Annotated in this window: 13 protein-coding genes; 9 read left to right on the top strand and 4 right to left on the bottom strand. The window is 48.5% G+C overall.

Annotation, left to right across the window (positions count from 1 at the left end; translation table 11 throughout):
- Nucleotides 1-25: 25 nt before the first annotated feature.
- The 3 genes from JKP77_RS00690 to JKP77_RS00680 all read left to right on the top strand — a co-directional run bounded on the left by JKP77_RS00690 (nucleotide 26) and on the right by JKP77_RS00680 (nucleotide 4,209).
- Nucleotides 26-1,024, top strand: a complete 999-nt coding sequence (locus JKP77_RS00690) for a LacI family DNA-binding transcriptional regulator (protein WP_218309283.1) — start codon at nucleotides 26-28, stop codon at nucleotides 1,022-1,024.
- 88 nt (nucleotides 1,025-1,112) lie between these two features.
- On the top strand, nucleotides 1,113-2,201 hold the full coding sequence (locus tag JKP77_RS00685) for a methyl-accepting chemotaxis protein (protein ID WP_218309282.1): 1,089 nt from the start codon (nucleotides 1,113-1,115) through the stop codon (nucleotides 2,199-2,201).
- Nucleotides 2,202-2,625: 424 nt separating this feature from the next.
- Complete coding sequence (locus JKP77_RS00680) at nucleotides 2,626-4,209, top strand: methyl-accepting chemotaxis protein (protein WP_218309281.1); 1,584 nt, start codon at nucleotides 2,626-2,628, stop codon at nucleotides 4,207-4,209.
- A gap of 226 nt (nucleotides 4,210-4,435) precedes the next feature.
- On the opposite strand, the gene JKP77_RS00675 is transcribed toward JKP77_RS00680, so the two are convergent.
- The 3 genes from JKP77_RS00675 to JKP77_RS00665 form a co-directional block, all read right to left on the bottom strand.
- The gene (locus tag JKP77_RS00675) at nucleotides 4,436-5,836 is read right to left on the bottom strand and encodes an ABC transporter permease (protein ID WP_218309280.1); all 1,401 of its coding nucleotides are present in this window, start codon (nucleotides 5,834-5,836) and stop codon (nucleotides 4,436-4,438) included.
- Nucleotides 5,833-6,549, bottom strand: a complete 717-nt coding sequence (locus tag JKP77_RS00670; RefSeq protein ID WP_218309279.1) for an ABC transporter ATP-binding protein — start codon at nucleotides 6,547-6,549, stop codon at nucleotides 5,833-5,835. Before JKP77_RS00670 ends, JKP77_RS00675 begins: the two co-directional genes overlap by 4 nt.
- A gap of 402 nt (nucleotides 6,550-6,951) precedes the next feature.
- Nucleotides 6,952-7,239, bottom strand: a complete 288-nt coding sequence (locus tag JKP77_RS00665) for a YebG family protein (RefSeq protein ID WP_218309278.1) — start codon at nucleotides 7,237-7,239, stop codon at nucleotides 6,952-6,954.
- A 101-nt stretch (nucleotides 7,240-7,340) separates the two neighbouring features.
- On the opposite strand from JKP77_RS00665, the gene JKP77_RS00660 reads away from it, so the two are divergent.
- The 5 genes from JKP77_RS00660 to JKP77_RS00640 all read left to right on the top strand — a co-directional run bounded on the left by JKP77_RS00660 (nucleotide 7,341) and on the right by JKP77_RS00640 (nucleotide 14,746).
- A complete protein-coding gene (locus JKP77_RS00660) occupies nucleotides 7,341-7,757 on the top strand; it encodes a S24 family peptidase (RefSeq protein ID WP_218309277.1) in 417 nt (138 codons plus the stop codon).
- Nucleotides 7,745-9,004: a Y-family DNA polymerase gene (locus JKP77_RS00655; protein WP_218309276.1), complete on the top strand. Its 1,260-nt coding sequence runs from the start codon at nucleotides 7,745-7,747 to the stop codon at nucleotides 9,002-9,004. The genes JKP77_RS00660 and JKP77_RS00655 overlap by 13 nt, the downstream gene beginning before the upstream one ends.
- Before the next feature lie 15 nt (nucleotides 9,005-9,019).
- Entirely contained in the window at nucleotides 9,020-9,562 is a 543-nt protein-coding gene (locus JKP77_RS00650) for an HAD family hydrolase (protein WP_218309275.1), read from the top strand.
- A gap of 276 nt (nucleotides 9,563-9,838) precedes the next feature.
- Nucleotides 9,839-13,783: an ATP-binding protein gene (locus JKP77_RS22640; protein ID WP_218309274.1), complete on the top strand. Its 3,945-nt coding sequence runs from the start codon at nucleotides 9,839-9,841 to the stop codon at nucleotides 13,781-13,783.
- A 156-nt stretch (nucleotides 13,784-13,939) separates the two neighbouring features.
- Complete coding sequence (locus JKP77_RS00640) at nucleotides 13,940-14,746, top strand: EAL domain-containing protein (RefSeq protein ID WP_246601008.1); 807 nt, start codon at nucleotides 13,940-13,942, stop codon at nucleotides 14,744-14,746.
- Nucleotides 14,747-15,022: 276 nt separating this feature from the next.
- Here the strand turns inward: JKP77_RS00640 and JKP77_RS00635 are convergent, their stop codons facing one another.
- On the bottom strand, nucleotides 15,023-16,180 hold the full coding sequence (locus tag JKP77_RS00635) for a coiled-coil domain-containing protein (RefSeq protein WP_218309273.1): 1,158 nt from the start codon (nucleotides 16,178-16,180) through the stop codon (nucleotides 15,023-15,025).
- A 338-nt stretch (nucleotides 16,181-16,518) separates the two neighbouring features.
- Here JKP77_RS00635 and JKP77_RS00630 point away from each other — a divergent pair, with 338 nt between their 5' ends.
- On the top strand, nucleotides 16,519-17,247 hold the full coding sequence (locus tag JKP77_RS00630; RefSeq protein WP_218309383.1) for a sugar-binding protein: 729 nt from the start codon (nucleotides 16,519-16,521) through the stop codon (nucleotides 17,245-17,247).
- Nucleotides 17,248-17,313 lie beyond the last annotated feature (66 nt).

The raw sequence follows: 17,313 nt of genomic DNA, 5'->3' as shown, positions 1-17,313 counted from the left end.
GGGGCATTCAGGAATCACGGAAAATATGGTTACTATAAAACAGGTCAGTGAACTGGCCGGTGTTTCATCCGCAACAGTGTCCCGGGTTATCAATAATACTGATACCGTTAAAGAGAAAACCCGCGAGCAAGTATTAAGTGCAATGGAAAAGCTGGGGTACCGGCATAATGTCATTGCTGCATCACTGGCTTCTAATAAAACCCACACCATTGGCTACGTTGTACCTGAACTGCACGGTTCGTTCTTCGGTACCATGGTGGCCGGCTCTGAAAAAGTGTTGCGCCAGGCCAACAAACACATGTTTGTGGTAACCGGACACTCCGACGAAGAGCTTGAGAGAAAAGAAATTGAAGCGCTTCTCAGTCGCCGTTGCGATGCGCTGATCCTGCATGTAGAAGCGGTAAGTGATGATTATCTGGTTGACCTGGTGAAGCAGGATGTACCTTTGGTTGTTGTTAACCGTTACATTCAGGAAATCGGTGAAAACTGTATTAGCCTGGACAACGTGACAGGTGGCTATCTCGCAACCAAACACCTCATCGATTTAGGGCATCGTGACATTGCATACCTGTCAGGAGCACTATTTAAAGCCGATGGTGTTAACCGGCTTGAAGGGCATAAACGTGCACTTTCCGAAGCGGGCATTAACTACAACCCTAATCTGACGGTAGAAGGGAACTTCCAGGCGAAGTCCGGTGAAGCCGGAATTGACGCGCTGGAGGCTGCCGGACTGCACTTTACCGCCGTTGCCTGTGCTAACGATGAAATGGCGTCAGGCGCGATCAATGCGCTACGAAACCATGGTAAACGCGTACCGGAGGACGTATCGGTCATCGGTTACGATAATATTGATTTTGCAAGCTACCTTACTCCTAAACTAACCACGGTCGATTATCCGGTGCAGGAGATTGGCGCTATGGCAGCCAGTTGGATCCTCGATCAGGTTTACGGAAGTCACAAAATGACAATGCAGCATATTCTGACCCCCGAACTCATTGTACGTGGAACCACCCGTCACATTTGAACATCGATTAATTTTTGTTTGCTAAATAGCAGTGACTCGTGTACCTCTGGTACAGTAAAAAAAACGATAACAATTTGCCGGAGCTTCTATGCTGGTCCTAAAGTCTTCCTATGATTATAAAGTCAGTGCCCTGAATGCGTTGCAAGAAGAGCAACATCAGACCCTCGATAAGCTGTCTCAGCTTGAAGCAGAAAACGCAAGGCTGAAAGCCGAAAACCGCGAGCTGCAAGAGGCAGCAAGTCAGGGCAAAAACGATGTACTAAGTGCTGCCATGCTCGATGCGCTTGGCCAGATGAACGGCATACGCGAATCGGTATTGTCAGCGTATGAGAAGATTGATGAAGAGACCGGTGCTATCTCTGATATTAATGAGCTGTTTAGTCAGTCTGCTAAGTCGCTAAAAGACATTATCAGCGACATGGCTTCGCTGAGTGGTCACATGGGTGAAATGAGCGAGCGCATTTCCGGACTGTCGGATACGGCTGATAACATCAACAAGTTTGTAACTACCATCACCAGTATTTCTGATCAAACAAACCTGCTGGCGCTGAACGCTGCCATTGAGGCCGCCCGTGCAGGCGATGCAGGTCGTGGTTTTAGCGTGGTTGCTGATGAAGTGAGAGCGCTGGCAAACGAAACCAATAAATCAGCCAGTGAAGTGGCAGAACTGGTGCAGGGAATTATTCAGTCTACCCGCGCCGCCGTTGGGTCGGTCAGTGAATTGCAAAGTAACAACACCCACCTCTCTGAAGGTGTTAGTACACTTAACGGGTCTTACGAAAAAATGGTGCAGCATTGCGACAGCATGAAGCACACCATTGAAAACGGCTCGCACGAAACCTTTATTCAAACTGTGAAACTTGACCACGTTGTATGGAAGAGTGAGGTATATGCAGTACTGTGCGGACAAAGTAATAAGTCAGCCGGTGAGTTTGCCGACCATACTAATTGCCGTCTTGGTAAGTGGTATAGTGCGCAGCAACATGCAGGCGTGGGCAAAACAGATTCATTCCGCCGGTTGGAAAAGCCGCATGCAGAAGTGCATCGCAGCGGTGTTGCTGCCATTGAGGCTGCACGCAAGGGAGACATGGCCCAGCGCGATAAGCTGGTCAAACAAATGGAATCTGCCAGCCGTGAAGTGATGTCGGTGCTCGATGCGCTGGCGGCCTGGCGCTAACGCATCTAAAGGCTTTGGCTTCGTTTTTGTGGCCAAAGCCTGCGTACTCTCAGTCACACCTTCCTGACGACCTCATTGTGACAGTCTGCCAATAATGCTGGCGCATCTGCCACACTTTGCAAGCATGAGTCTTCACTATACAAGTGCGCGCCTGTATACATGTAGCGCCGGTTTCAGATATTACCTACCTTCCTGATAGTAATACTATGTGGTATTGATCTGGGCCTTCAGGTATCTGCGTAAATAGATTGGTGTCTTCTTTGATACGTTTAGGTGTCAGCTTTGCTATGAAAACCCTGATATCCTCCCGTCAATTATCCAAAAGTCTAAAAGTCGTCTACTTTTAATGAACAGCAGTAGTGACTTAACAACTCCTGCCGATAAAAAATGTTAATCCTTACGCATTAATGGAGTTTTACAGCCAATGCGCAATAATCAGCCTGTTACTCAGAGAGAGTACAAGTTTCCTAATGACTACCGCCTTATCTCGTCGACGGATCGGCGTGGTGTAATCAGTCATTGCAATAAAGAATTTATCGAAGTCAGTGGATTCGAAAAAGACGAACTCATTGGAAAAAATCATAATCTGATCCGCCATCCAGATATGCCATCAGGGGTGTTCCGCGAAATGTGGGCGACACTGGAATCCGGAAAAATATGGATGGGCCTGGTTAAGAACCGCAGAAAAGATGGCGATCATTACTGGGTGTCTGCATTTGTTACACCAGTGTATAAGAACGGTCAGATAACCGGTTATGAATCGGTACGGGTACCGGCGTTACCCGCTGAGATTAAACGGGCCGAGATGCGCTACGCCCGCTTGCGTGAAGGCAAGTCCAGCACCTCAACCGGAGAACTGGCTGCTCATTACGCGAAGAAAACCTTGCCATACTGGTCGCTCGGTATTCCGTTACTGGTGATCCTTGGTATGACTGCCGGATGGTTGCCAACGGTGATCACCGCGCTAGCATTACTGCTAATGGCGGCCTGGAGTGTGGGCATATCGCAATCAGAGTGGCAGGATTTTCTGGACTTAAGTCCGGATAGCTACAGTAACCCGGTGGTGGCCCAGACCTATTTTAAAGAGTATGGCGTTCGTTCGAGGGCGAAGCTGGCTATGGGGTGCGAGCTGGCGCGCAGTCGAACGGCTCTGACGCGAATTGAGGATGCCGCAGCGGGTCTGGACAGTATTGCGAATACTACGCATGAGCAGGCAGATGCGACCAGCGCCGCGGTCATGCAGCAAAATCAGGCCACTCAGCAAATTGCGTCGGCGGTAACGCAGATGTCACAGGCAATCCAGGAAGTGGCGCAGCGTGTCGAGACGAATGCGGAAAGTGCACGCAGTGCTTCAAAGAATGTCGACACTGGCAATAAGAAAGCCGAGCAAGCCATTCAGGCCATCGTTGGCTTAAAGCAGGCGGTGGAGTCAATATCTGAAACCGTAAAAGAGCTTGCACAGTCCACCAATGATATCGGCGAGGCTGCGAGTATTATCTCTACCATTGCGGATCAGACAAACCTGCTGGCGCTGAACGCGGCTATCGAAGCTGCCCGTGCCGGTGAACAAGGTCGTGGTTTTGCGGTAGTAGCAGATGAAGTGCGTTCTCTGGCATCGAAAACCCGTGAGTCGACTGACAAAATCCACAACATTATTCAGGTGCTTGCCGAGCGTTCCGAGCGTGCAGTGAAGGTCTCTGATGAAGGGCTGTCCTCTGCACAGCGTGGTACAGAGATAGTGGAAGAAACCCGTACTGCATTGTCTGAAATCAATACCGCCGTTAGCGGTATCGCGGAAGCGACGATCGAAATGTCCTCTGCAGTAGAGCAGCAGAGCACCGTTGCCGATCACATTAATCAGCAAATCGTTGAAATTGCTGATGGCGCTGCGGAAACCCAGCGGTCATCAGAGGCGTCACTGAAAGCCAGTGAACGACTGCGCAATACAGTGAATCAGGTGCACTCGGTCATCACCCGCTTTATTAATAAAAAGCAGATAGGTGAGTAAGCAATAAGCGAAAAGCGGATAGGAAAGTAAACAGTTAGGCGCGTAGTGAGGTTAACGTGCGTCATTAAGAGTCGCGTATTTTTCGCAGGCGCTGTGCATTGACACGCCGCAAGGCAAAAAGGCCATCCCGCAGGGTGGCCTTTTTTTGTTGGCTGCTGACAAAGCCTTATTGGTAGTGATGAATACGATATACCGGTGATGGCATACACTGCCAGTTATAAGCCTGCTAGCGGCCACTTAGCCCGGTATGCAATGCAGTGCGGTAAGCCGCAATAGCCGGAATAAAGCTGCATAACCAGGTGGCTGCCATTACGCAGACTATCACAATGCCGGTAGCCTGCGTGAAAAGACTGCCGGTGACAATCAGTCCGTAACTGGCGTTCAACCACTCTGAGAAAAGCGACAGCCCTGCCGAGACAAGTGCGATGCTAAACACACAGCCGACAGCACTGATAAGCAGGGCTTCAGCTTGAACCAGCCATAAAATAGTGGCTGGCCCTGCACCGATTGCCCGCAGCACCGCAATTTCCTGACGGCGCTCGCGCATCGTGGCCAGCAGCAGTGTAATTAAACCAATCAGTGAGGAAAGCAGGATGAGCACCGATATACCAAGCAGCAGCTTTTCTACATTTCCCATCAGACCCCACAACTCTTTCAGTGCCACGCCGGGTAAAATAGCAAGCAGTGCAGCACCGTCGTAATTATTGATTTGGTGTTGTAATTGCAATGCTGCCACGCGACTTTTGAGTCCCAGTAACAATGCACTGACAGATTCTGGCTGCGCCTCAGATAACGTGGAGGTTGCACTATCATTATCGTGTTCTGTGTGACTTTCTTCGTGTAACTCATGTTCGTGAGAGTCATCGTGATCGTGGTGCTGCTCATCATCCTCATGGCGATGGGTGTCATGCGCATCGTCTTGACTGGCTTGCGTTGAGTCATCATTGCCAGGTTTGGTAATTGCTGTGCGACGCAGAGTCCGGCCTGGCGATGGTGACGCATGTACCGACTCTATCCCGTGCAGAGTGACATATACCGCTTTGTCTGCCGGCGTACCAGTGGGCGCAAGGATCCCGGTGATGGTAAAGGGATGGGCGTCATGATGCTGAAAGCTGATATCGCCCAGCCCATGAGATACCACAATCTCATCGCTGACGGCGTAGCCTAATTCTGTTGCTACTTCTGCGCCAATTACCGCTGAGGTATCAGCGACGAAATGCCCGCCACTGGCGAATGACAGTGGCTGTTTGTCGCCATATTTGAAGTGCTCAAAATACCCATTAGTGGTGCCTACTACCCGAAACCCCTTATGCGCATCACCCAGTGACAACGGAACGAGCCAGTCAACCTGCGGGTGAGTTTGTAGCCAGGCAACGTCGTTCCAGTTTACGCCATTAGTGGGGTTACCCAAACGAAACACAGAATAGAGCAGCAGGTTAAGCTGTCCTGTGGGCGCGCCCACAATAATATCGACACCTGACACGGTGCGGGTGAAGCTGTCGCGCACCTGCCCCCTTACGTACTCCACGCTAAGCAGCAGGCTAACGCTGATGACAATGGTAAATAAGGTTAGCAGAACAGAACCTAAACGATGACGCAGGCTGGCAATGGCTATTTGCGTGATCATACGGTAGCCCCCGCCTGATTGAGACTTGCAATATCTGTATGTTTATCGAAATGAGATGCCAGAGCGGCGTCGTGGCTGACAAAAATAAGCGCGCTGTCGCGAGCGTTTTCCCGCAGCAGCGACATAAAGATATCGCGGGCACTGGCGTCCAGCGCAGACGTGGGTTCATCGACCACAAGCAATTCGGGTTCGTTGACCAGCGCGCGCGCAATGGCAACACGTTGCTGCTGGCCCACACTTAACTCAGACGCTTTTGCCCGCAAAATAGATTCCGGCAGTTTCAGGGCGGCGAGTAGCTGACGGATACGCGCGTCGATATCGTTGCTGGGATTATCTGCAAAATAGGCTGCCGCCGCAATATTCTGCGATACCGTAAGATAGCTAATCAGATTGAACTGCTGAAATACCACACCAATGTGTGTGGCCCGCAGTTTATCGCGCTTGCGGGCTGAAACCTCAGAGAACGGCTTGCCGCACAGTGTTACCGTACCCTGCTGAGGTATCAGTGTGCCGGTGATAAGGTTAAGCAGTGTACTCTTGCCGCTGCCTGATGCACCACTGACAAAAACGTGTTCTTTTGCATTCACGTGCCAGTGAGGAATATCAATAACCGGAGCGCTGTTGCGCCCGTAACTGAAGTTTACCTTATCCAGCGCGACGGCCGTGCTGTCGGAAGAGGCCGGGGCTTGTGATGTTTCTTGTGAAAGGGTCACGGCTTACACCTTATCTGCTTTTACTTCACTGATTTCTGCGTTGTCTGAAAACGCATTTTTGTATCAACAGTTTATAGCAGTCTGCGCGGTGTAAGTTCAATGGTATTGGGATTGTTTACCCGCGTGTGCGCCGGAATAAGAAAGCAACGCAGAAAATCAGCAGCGCAGGCGAAGCCTGCCAATCTGCGTTGGTTAGCGCTCTTTTCACTACTTCCGCGTCATTACTTCACGTGGCTTCGCATTGTTTCACTTTGCTTTGTACAACGTCACGCTGTGCGCGGAAAACAGCAGGTCCCTATGCTTGTCATCGTATTCATGATGCTGGTTGCATGGCGCTGACAGCAGGGCAGGCAATGGCCTCGCTGTGAGACCGCTGTACATAGAATAATGCAGTGGCTAACGTTATCCGTTAGCCTGAAGCTTTACCACTTCTGCAGATTCATCTTCCAATACGCTTTCTGCCGACGCGCCTTTAAACAGCTTCGACACTTTGTCTTTGTTTTTCGCCAGCAAAATAGAAAGTTCTTCGGCTACGCCGTCATCCAGCTTAATGCCCTTGGCGTGGATATAAGTGGCCAGATTATCGGCGGCGTCCAGCATCTTATCGTACTGATCGGCTTCTTTTTTATCGGTAGTCACCAGTTTCTCTACCCCTTTGTGTGTAACAACATACTGTGTGGTAATTGCCATGGTTTCGCTCCGTTTTTTCGAATTGACGTTGTCACTATAGTGCAAAATACTGTATAAATAAACAGTATCATTCAGTTGTTTTTCAGAAGGTGCAGTAAACCATGCTGAAAGTCATTCCCGTGCTTGCGCAGGCAGGCATTAGTGGGTTCGAATCGCCCGCTGCAGAGTATCGTGAACTCGGGCTGGATCTGGACGAACTCCTGATAGAACACCCCAGTGCTACCTTTATTGGTCAGGCACAGGGCGACTCTATGACCGGTGTCGGGATCTTCGATGGCGATTTGCTTATTGTCGACAGAGCCGCGTCGCATACCTCACTGGATGTTGTGGTAGCCAACTTAAACGGCAGCTTTGTGTGCAAATTGTTCGACCGGAAATCGAACGTATTGTTATCACCCGGGCTGGACTACCAACCCTATCCGTTAGGGCCAGGCGACACTTTCGAAGAGGAGGGCATCGTTGTGCGGTCGGTACGCATGCACCGTTATGTAAGGTGGTTAAGCCAATGTATGCGTTAGTCGATGCCAACAGTTTTTATGCGTCAGCAGAAAAGGTGTTCGATCCGGCCATCAGAAACAAACCGGTGGTGGTGCTAACCAATAACGATGGCTGCATTTGCGCCATGTGCGAGCTGGCAAAAAGCACCGGCGTGAAAAAATTTGGCCCCTATTACAAAGTGCAGGGCTTGTTAAAACGTTATGGTGCGGTTGTTCGCTCGTCCAATTATGAGTTATACGACGACCTGTCGAACAAAATGATGCAGATAGTCGGCGCGTTCGCGCCCGACATGCATGTGTATTCGATTGACGAGTGCTTTTTGCATTTTGGTAACTGGTGCCCACCGGAAGGCTGGCAACAGTATGCCCAAAACATCAAGCAAGCTGTTTGGCAGCAGCTTAGGTTGCCCGTGGGGGTAGGCATTGGCAGTACGCCTACGCTGGCAAAAGTAGCAAGCCATGCCGGAAAGCGGTTAGGCAATAAAAACGGGCTGGCAGTGCTCGACACGCCCCAAACCATTCAGCATGTGCTGCAGCAAATGCATGTAAGCGACATCTGGGGCGTGGGTAAACGCATCAGTGCCCGGCTGGAGGTACAGGGCATATCCAGCGCCTGGCAGCTGGCGCAGTGCGACCCCAAAAGTATTCGCAAGCAATTCTCGGTAGAAACCGAGCGAACCGTGCGCGAGTTAAACGGCACGCCGTGCATCGCGTGGGACGCCGAACGCGCCAATAAAAAGCAGATTTACTCAACGCGCGCGTTTGGCATTAAGGTTACGCAGGAAAACGACTTACGTCAGGCGCTTTGCTGGCACGCAGAGAAGGTAGGCGAAAAGCTACGTCGACAGCAAAGCAGCGTGGTTACCCTCACGCTGTTTGCGCACGCCAACCCGTTCGCCAGCGAAGGCCACTATCATAAAGCCGTGCAGCACAAGTTTGCCCACCCTACCAACGACACCCGCGCACTGGTGCAGGCAGCCAGTTATGCCAGCCAGGTATTATTTAAAGCGGGCGTGCTGTTTCACAAGTGCGGCATAGGTGCGATAGAAATTTTAGACGACGAGCATGTACAGCCCGACATGTTTGCGCAATTAACCCATAATCCAAAACTAATGCAATGCATGGATGCCATAAACAAAAAATATGGCAGCCAGACCATTGGCGCGGCCGCCAAAGGTACCCATCAGAACTGGACCATGAAGCGCGATTTCCTCTCGCCCCAATACACCACCAACTGGCAACACTTACCAAAAATTCATTGTAATTAGTGCGCGGCAACTGGCATGGTTACCCCATTGCAGGCTGTAACAACGAGGGTAACCGTGGACTTAACCAACATCAAAGGCGTGATATTCGACCTGGACGGCACGCTGGTGGAATCCAGCCTTAACTTTACCAGAATGCGCGACGATATCGGCTGTCCACAGGATCAGGATATTCTGGAATTTGTTGCTGCCATTACCTGCAGCGAGACCAAAGCGCAGGCCGAGCAGCGAATTCTGAACCATGAACTGGAAGACGCAGAGAACGCCAAATGGCTGCCGATAGGCAAAGAAATGGTAGAAAAGGTGCAGCAGCATAAGCTGCCCATGGCTATTGTTACGCGCAATTGCCGACAAGCCACAACAATAAAGCTACAGAACAATCAGGTGCCCATTGACCTGGTGCTTACCCGCGAAGATGCCCCGCCAAAGCCAGACCCCACGGCCCTTTTACACATTGCAACACAGTGGAACCTCCCACCAGAACACTGCCTGTACGTGGGAGATTTTATCTACGACCGCATGGCTGCAGAGAGTGCAGGGATGCGGTGGTGGTTGGTTTAGAATTTATATATCGTCCTTTGGACCTTTTGGCTTGTGGGGTCTGTGCGGAACAGGTTCCTCAATAGGTTTTAGAGAGTCCTCCAAATAAATAAACCTTCCTCCAGAACCGGTTATTGTTTCGCAATCGGATTCACTTAACTCTTGCATGTTTGAAAATTGTTCTGTATTCATAAAAATTATCCTCTGATTAAAAATCGTGCAAATCAAGGCACAAATTAAAGTTACGTAAAATGTAAAGGTAATAAAATGAAAACTAGGACAAGGAAGTGCGGTGATGTGACTTTTTTTGTAAATGTCTCATTTTTTGCAGTAGTACTGGCTCAAATTTTTAACTTTGCGAAAGCCTCTGGCTTTTCAGAATTCGGAAACCTCAGATTCGAAGGAATTACCACAGGAATTATCAGAGACATTGAGACTATAGATGGTGAAATATATTTGGGTGCTGAAAATGGTTTATTTTCGGTAGTAGGAGCTAGCTCCAAAGTATTTGATTACAGAACCAGCTTGCTGGGCAATGGCGTTATTGCGGACTTATCTAGATCTGAAGACGGAGGGCTGTGGATAGCTGAATATGGAAGTGGTCTCCATCATTATGATCCCTCAAGATATAAACTGAGAACTCTTCAGAGCAGTCATCCCAAAATAGGCTACGTATGGAGTGTCGAAGAAACAGAGAGGCATTTGATTGCGTCAACTATTACTGGCTTATTAATTTTTGACAAAAAGTCAGAAGATGTAGTGAAAGAGATTGTAAGTGTAGATGGTAAGCATCTAGAAAATATCTACTCGCTCACAAAAGACCCGGGGGGAAATGTTTACTTTGTAGCTAATAACCAGGTATTTGTTCTTGACCCTTCTCTTAACGCCAGAAAGGTAGCGGTAAACGACGGTTTTCCGCAATTTGATAAACTCACCGAAATCTCTCTTATCGAATATATCGATTCCGTCTTTTACATAGCCGGGCCGGAGGGAATTTACAGTGTTGAAAAAGAAAATATACAATTTTACCCCGTTGCTAGTGGATTAACTCTGTCATATGAGATTGATTCTATCTATCAGGATAAACAAGGCTCATTGTGGCTTGCGGCCGGTGGCCTGTTTAAATTAGATTCTGTCGCGGGGAAGGTTGTCAAACCAGAGTTTTTAGAGCCATTCTTGTCGTCTGCGGCAATCGAGTCTGTGACAAGCATATCCGAAACAGCCAATGGAGAACTTGTCTTCGCATCGTCTCAAAAGGGATTAATCATAATTCCCCACCTAGCGACTTCTTTTGACTACATATCCGAATCTGGTAAACCGTTCTACGGGAATATAAAAGATGTCAAGCGTGTGAAAGGTGATGTCAATATCAGAACACAGGATGGCATCTATCAACTAGCAACCAATAACGGTTTTATAAAGCGAAGCTCATTAGAGTTAGAGCAGTTTGGTTGTGCAGTGATAAAAAGCTTGCTTAACCAAAGTAAGAGTAATTATGCAGTAACTAAAAAGGCTTTATGTGAAGGTGAAAACATAAAATCTTTTGAGCTAACAGATGGAGCTTTGCTCTACATCGAGAGAGGAGGAAGAGAAGAAATAGTCGAGATAAGAGAAGGAGAAGTTGTAGATACTTATGAAGCACCGGGAAAGGTAACAAATTTATTATTTACGGACAAAAACGATCTGGTTGTTGCCACGGATGACGCGAGAGTTTTCATACAGCATTCGAGGGCAACGTGGAAAGAAATACCAATTCCAAATACAAGTTTCTCACAAATAAACTGCTTACTAGATAGTGGTGAAGATATTGTATGGGTCTGCACATCCGGTAGCGGCATTTTGAACCTAGATCTGGGTAGTTATGAAATACTTGGGGACACAGCACGTGAGCTGCAAGCTGCTAAGTTCATTCGTGGAGGTTTGAGGCTTGACGATAACAACCTATTGTTCACAACAAACCGAGGGGCTTTTGTTTACGATCAAAAAAATAAAATAGCGCATCTTATAGGTGACAACGATGGTGTTGTAGACGTTGATTTCGAGTATAGAGGGATATACGAGGTAAGCAGCTCAAACGTACTGGTAGTTGGTGACCGTTACTCATATATTTTCGATAAGACAAAACTTCTTCGATCGTTAGAAGAAAAGCGACATAGAACAAGTCATGTTGAATTTTTAGAAGTAACCGCTGTGGAAGGACCGGATAAAACCTTTTTGATGGGGGCTTCGTTAAGCGAAGGCATTTCAAACATATATACACGTCGGTTAATTGATCGAGTTAACATTAAAATGGCGTCCAGCAATTTTACAGCAAGATATGATCAGGATATCGAGTATCGCATGCTCGGATTATTTGATGAATGGAGAGTGTTAGATGGCTCCTCTGGTAGAGTAGTCATCGATCTTCTTGATTACGGAGAGTATAGCCTGCAAGCAAGAGTGGTTGATCCATACAGCGTCGAGAAGCAACCGGTATCAAATCTTAAAATCGAGATTGAACCCCCACCACTTCTATCTTGGTACGCGTTCTATATTTATGCTTTTATCTTGTTTGCTATAGCTTATATTTTCAGAGGGAAGTATCGGCACAAGCTATCTGAAGCTTTTGACGCAATATTGCTTAAAAATAGTAAGAAGGATGAAGTTTTAAGCGAGCGTTTAATGGGACTTAAAGAAGATATTGCAAAAAAACAAAAAATGTTCAGCGACATTGCTCACGAAATTAAGTCACCAGTAATGCTTATTCGAGAGCCTCTCAAAGAAATAAGAGATAACCCGAAAGACGATAAAGCAAATAAGAAGCGGATTGAAATTGCATTAAATCAAGCGCATAAGCTTCAGTGTTTGGTGAATCAGGTTATTCAAATTGAGCGTTTAGAGTCAGTTACCAAACTTCCACGTAAACCTATTCAGATTAAGGAGTGTATTGAAGGGCTGTGTATTCAGATGCAGGCACTTACAGACTTCAAGTCGCAGGTACTTGATGTGAAGGTAGATGGTGATGCCGTTCTTATTCTTATCGAGGACTCCCTGGAAAAAATAGTCACGAACCTTGTTGTCAATGCCAGTAAATATTCTGACTCAAAAACTACCATTAGAGTCCGGGTAAAAGTGGATGAGGACAGCGTAACCATTCGGGTTGTTGATGAAGGAGTCGGCATCAGCGAGAGCGACTTCGAGTCGATTTTTCAGCGCTTTAGTCAGTTAAATAGTGTGAGCGAAGAGGGAACTGGCATTGGGCTCGCCATGGTAAAAGAGCTTACTAGGGTAAATGGTGGCAGTGTTGAATTAAAGAGCAAAGAAGGTGAAGGAAGTACATTTACTGTCACACTGCCAGTGACTTGTTCTGAAATCGCACTACCCCCAGAGCGAGAATGGGTACCGCTCGCTGACTACAGTGGAGATGATGAGGTAGAAGAGCAGGTCGACATTGAAGAGCTCGACAGAGAAAAGCCTTTAATTCTTGTCGTAGACGACAGCCGGGATATGCGGTTTTACCTCTGCAACCTCCTTGAGCCCTACTACAATTGTGTCACAGCAAGAAATGGTCAGCATGCAATAGATGTGCTGCAGGTTTATCAACCGGATGTAATCATCAGTGATCTTGAAATGCCTCACCTTAACGGGGTCAATCTCGCAAAGCATATAAAAGAGTCGGAAACGTTAAATCTTATCCCATTTGTTATGTTGACTGCGCATGAGGATAAGGAGCTAAAGTCGTCTGCTTGGGAACAGGAAATTGACGACTTTATTACTAAGCCTTTCGATGGTGACGAATTGTTAATTAAAATTCGAAACATATTAAGCAACCGAAACAAAATATCCGAGCACATAGAACTTAATCAACCTTCAGTAGCTGGCAAAGAAGCGCAAGATATCCCTCAATTTGCCAGCCGAAAAGACATGGAGTTCTATACAAACTTTTTAGCAGTGGTTGAAAAGAATTACCCTAATGAAAAGTGGGGAAGGGCGGACGCCGCGAGCCTGTTGCTTATTAGTGAGCGGCAACTGAACCGAAAAGTATCAGATTTGTTCGGTACTTCCTTTACAGAATTTCTCAGAAATCACAGGTTAACAAAAGCCGGCGTAAGACTAGCCAGTGGTGAGCAAATCACACATGTAGCCTACGGTGTTGGTTTTGGTACACCGTCTTATTTTAGTAGTTGCTTCAAACAAAAGTACGGCAAGTCGCCTAAGTGCTATCAGGATGAGGCAATAGTGAAATCATCATCCCTGAACTAAGAGGACAAACTGTGAGCGTTAACAGTTTTTTGAACGACGCTGAGAACATAAAATATGCAGGAAATCGATAGTTGACGACGGTATAAGAGACGAAGCTTGTTTTCTCAAAGCACGACGTTAAACTATTTTAATGTATGACAAGTAAGAGGAGGACGCTTGCGCCTCGACAATATCGCCGTTAAAGAATTACCCGCCTACGCTACCGACGAGTCAGCAGAAAAGCTGTCCTGTGATGCCTGCCGTAATGGTGAAGCGCTGGATTTCGACTTTTCAATGGCATTCCAGCCGTTGGTCGATCTGCAAAGTAAGTCGGTAATTGGTTACGAAAGCCTGGTTCGGGGATTAAATGGCGAGCCTGCCTACACCGTCATTAATCAGGTAACGGCTAAGAATATCTACCGGTTCGACCAAACCTGTCGCGTAAAAGCCATTGCGCTGGCCGCAGAAGCCAACATGGATAAAATTCTCAGCATTAACTTTATGCCGGGCGCTATCTATAAGCCTGAACACTGCATTCGTACTACGTTAAAAGCCGCTGAGAAGTATGGTTTCCCAATCGAGCAGATTAGCTTTGAAGTGGTAGAGACCGACCACATCGCAGACCTTGCGCACCTGCAAAACATCATTAACCACTATAACTCGATGGGCTTCAGAACCGCGCTGGACGATTTTGGATCGGGCTATGCCAATTTAGAATGGATGGCCAGATTGTCGCCCAATATGATTAAGGTAGACATGAGTCTGGTGCGTGATATCGACAAAGATAAAAAACAACGCGTTATTGTGTCGCATCTGTATAACCTGTGTCAGGAGCTGGGCATTGATGTGCTGGCAGAAGGCATTGAGACCCGCGCCGAGCGTGATTGTCTGGCCGATATCGGGATAACAAAGCAGCAGGGCTACTATTTCGCCAAGCCGCAGTTCGAGAAGTTCGTTGAGGTAGACAGCGCGCTGCTAACCTAGCCTAAACAACTGCCTGCCATGTGACAACGCCTGTTATCTGCGCGTTGTCGCATTTCCTGCCAATAACTGTTAGTCGGCCATTGAACACTGAGTGTGTGTTCGCATCACACTATAACCGCAAATAAAACAGCCAGCATCTGACATGTTTACTGGTTAAGCCAGTGTTACTACAAGGCGCGCTCAGCAATCATTAATGGCATTGCTACAGCACCACGGTTCGCCCGGGGCATCTTCTGCAACATAACTACATCTCATCGTTAAATTGCAGAATAAGCGTTAGCTCACCTGGTCAATAAAATTGCCAAGCCGGGTGGCCGCAGGCTGATTATTCTGCAGACGGCGTGCGTTGCGTTCAACTTCCTGCTGCAGGCTTTCGCGTACTTCATTTAATTCGGCATCAAGTTCCTGGTCGGGCAGAACATCCCCGGCTGCCTGCTGGCGAAGCAAGGTTTCCAGCGCCTCGGCCTCTTCACGCAGTGTTTCAATCAGCTCTTCTGTGGTTTGCGTGGTTTGTTGCTCGCCTACTTCTTCAATAATCGATTGTGTCTGAGAGGAATAGGTTACTGCGTCCTGCGATGTTGTTGTAGCGTTCTGCGACTGAACACGGTTAGCTGAATCAGGCTGTGTGGCTGGGTTTACCGCCGCATCAACCTGCTGGTTTTCAGCTTCTGTCCGGTCTTGATCGCGCTGCGCCTCTGAACGCTCTGTCTCGGCGCGTTGTGCCTCTCTGGCCTCTTCCTGAAGCTCACGGGCTTCTTCCCTTGCTTCATCTATAATACGCTGCGTGGTATCGCGCTGCTGAGCCTCGCGTTCACGAACCTGTTCCTGAGCGGTCTGCTCTTGTCTTACCTCGCGCGCCTCAACGTCTTCACGAATGCGTCTTGCCAGCTCTTCTTCCTCGCTTTGCGCCTCTTGTGCAATGCGTTGCTGACGCTGTTCGCGTTGTTCAACATCCTGCTGAATTCGCTGCTCGGTGCGAAGTACCTGCTCCTGTTGTACGGTATCGGTGGTGTCAGTACGCTGCGCGGCAACCTGAGCCTGTTGCTGCTGCGCCTGCGTGATGTCTCCACGCACCTGCTGATCGCCTGGCTGCGGGGGTTGAGTTGGGCGTTCGGGAAAATCCTGTTGCGGCAACGGCTGAGAAGCCTGTGGCTGAGCATCATTCAATTGTGCCTGGCGCTGCGTGACGCGCTGCTCTGCTTGTTCACGAGCCTGCTCACGTTGCGAGCGCTGCTGACGAAGTGCGTCCAGTCTGGCTTCCAGTTCCGCTGTTTGCAGTTGATCGGTAGGCGCGCCGGCGGGGTTCCCCTCACGCTGGTTTCCGTTAGGCGACGTATCTGTCTCACTGGCTGGTTGTACACGGTTACGTGTGTCTTCTGCTGCCAGCTCCTGAACCTGTGCTATTGCATCATTAGGTAACGTTGTTACTGTCATACTGTCCTCTCAACCACCTTGTCGCCGGAATGACTGCATCTCTCGTCCGGCTTTCAGGCTGGATTGCCTCATACTTATACTGCTCTCAGTCTTCTCACATAAACAAACAAGCATCAGAAGTGCCAGTTTGGTACAAGCCGCCTGCGGAAGCGCCTGCTGAGTAGTTGAAAAAACCAAATAAAAGAATACGATAGGAAAAATAACCACTATCGTTACTGGTCACGGTTAGGGTAAGGTAAAATTCATCAGAACACGGCTGTGCGCCATAATCTGTGTAATAATTACGCGACACACTTAAGGAGACTGAAGTGAAAAAACTTGTACATTTGGGTGTAGGAATGGCGCTTAGCAGCCTGATGGTGCCCGTTTCAGCGGAAACCACTTCGGTTCACTATACCTCCGAGCCGATTGTTATCGACGGGAAAGTGACAGAGCAGGCGTGGAGTAAAGCGCAATGGCACGCACTGGACCATCACATTGTTGGCGACGTGCCGGTACCTGCGGATTTTTCCGGGCGATATAAGCTGCTGTGGGATGAAGAGCAGATGTACCTGTTATTGGAAGTGATTGACGATGTGCTGCGCGACTCGCATCCAGACCCGCGAGTCCAGTACTGGGACGATGATTGCGTAGAAATCTTTGTTGATGAAGATGCGTCCGGCGGTAAACACCAGTTTAATCACAACGCGTTTGCCTACCACATCGCGCTGGACGGTAATGTTGCAGATATTGGCGATACCGAGAACGATAACCGTGGTGTTATTCTGTTAAACGACCATGTAGACAGCGCCTGGCAGCGCGCCGACACCACGCCCTATGCAATGACGTGGGAAGTGGCGTACAGACTGTATCCGGATACCTATACCACCGCCGCACCGGGTGAGCCCGTGGCGTTGTCACAAGACAAAGAAGTCGGATTTATGCTGGCTTACTGCGACGCCGATGAAGGGGATACGCGAGAGCATTTTATGGGCTCGCATGAGATAGAGCCCGTTAACGGTGATAAAAACCTTGGCTATATCGATGCGTCAGTATTTGGTCGTATAAAGCTGGTGAAACCGGAATAACTTTGTAGCGAATCATGGTGGTAAGGGGCCGGTTGCGATATCCAAGCCTGGCCCCGGCCAGCGGCA

The sequence above is a fragment of the Alteromonas antoniana genome, from assembly GCF_019249295.1.
In the GTDB taxonomy this organism is placed as follows: Bacteria; Pseudomonadota; Gammaproteobacteria; order Enterobacterales; family Alteromonadaceae; genus Alteromonas; species Alteromonas antoniana.
The sequence above is the reverse complement of the archived record's forward strand: the minus strand, read 5'-3'. Positions and strand labels throughout refer to the sequence as shown.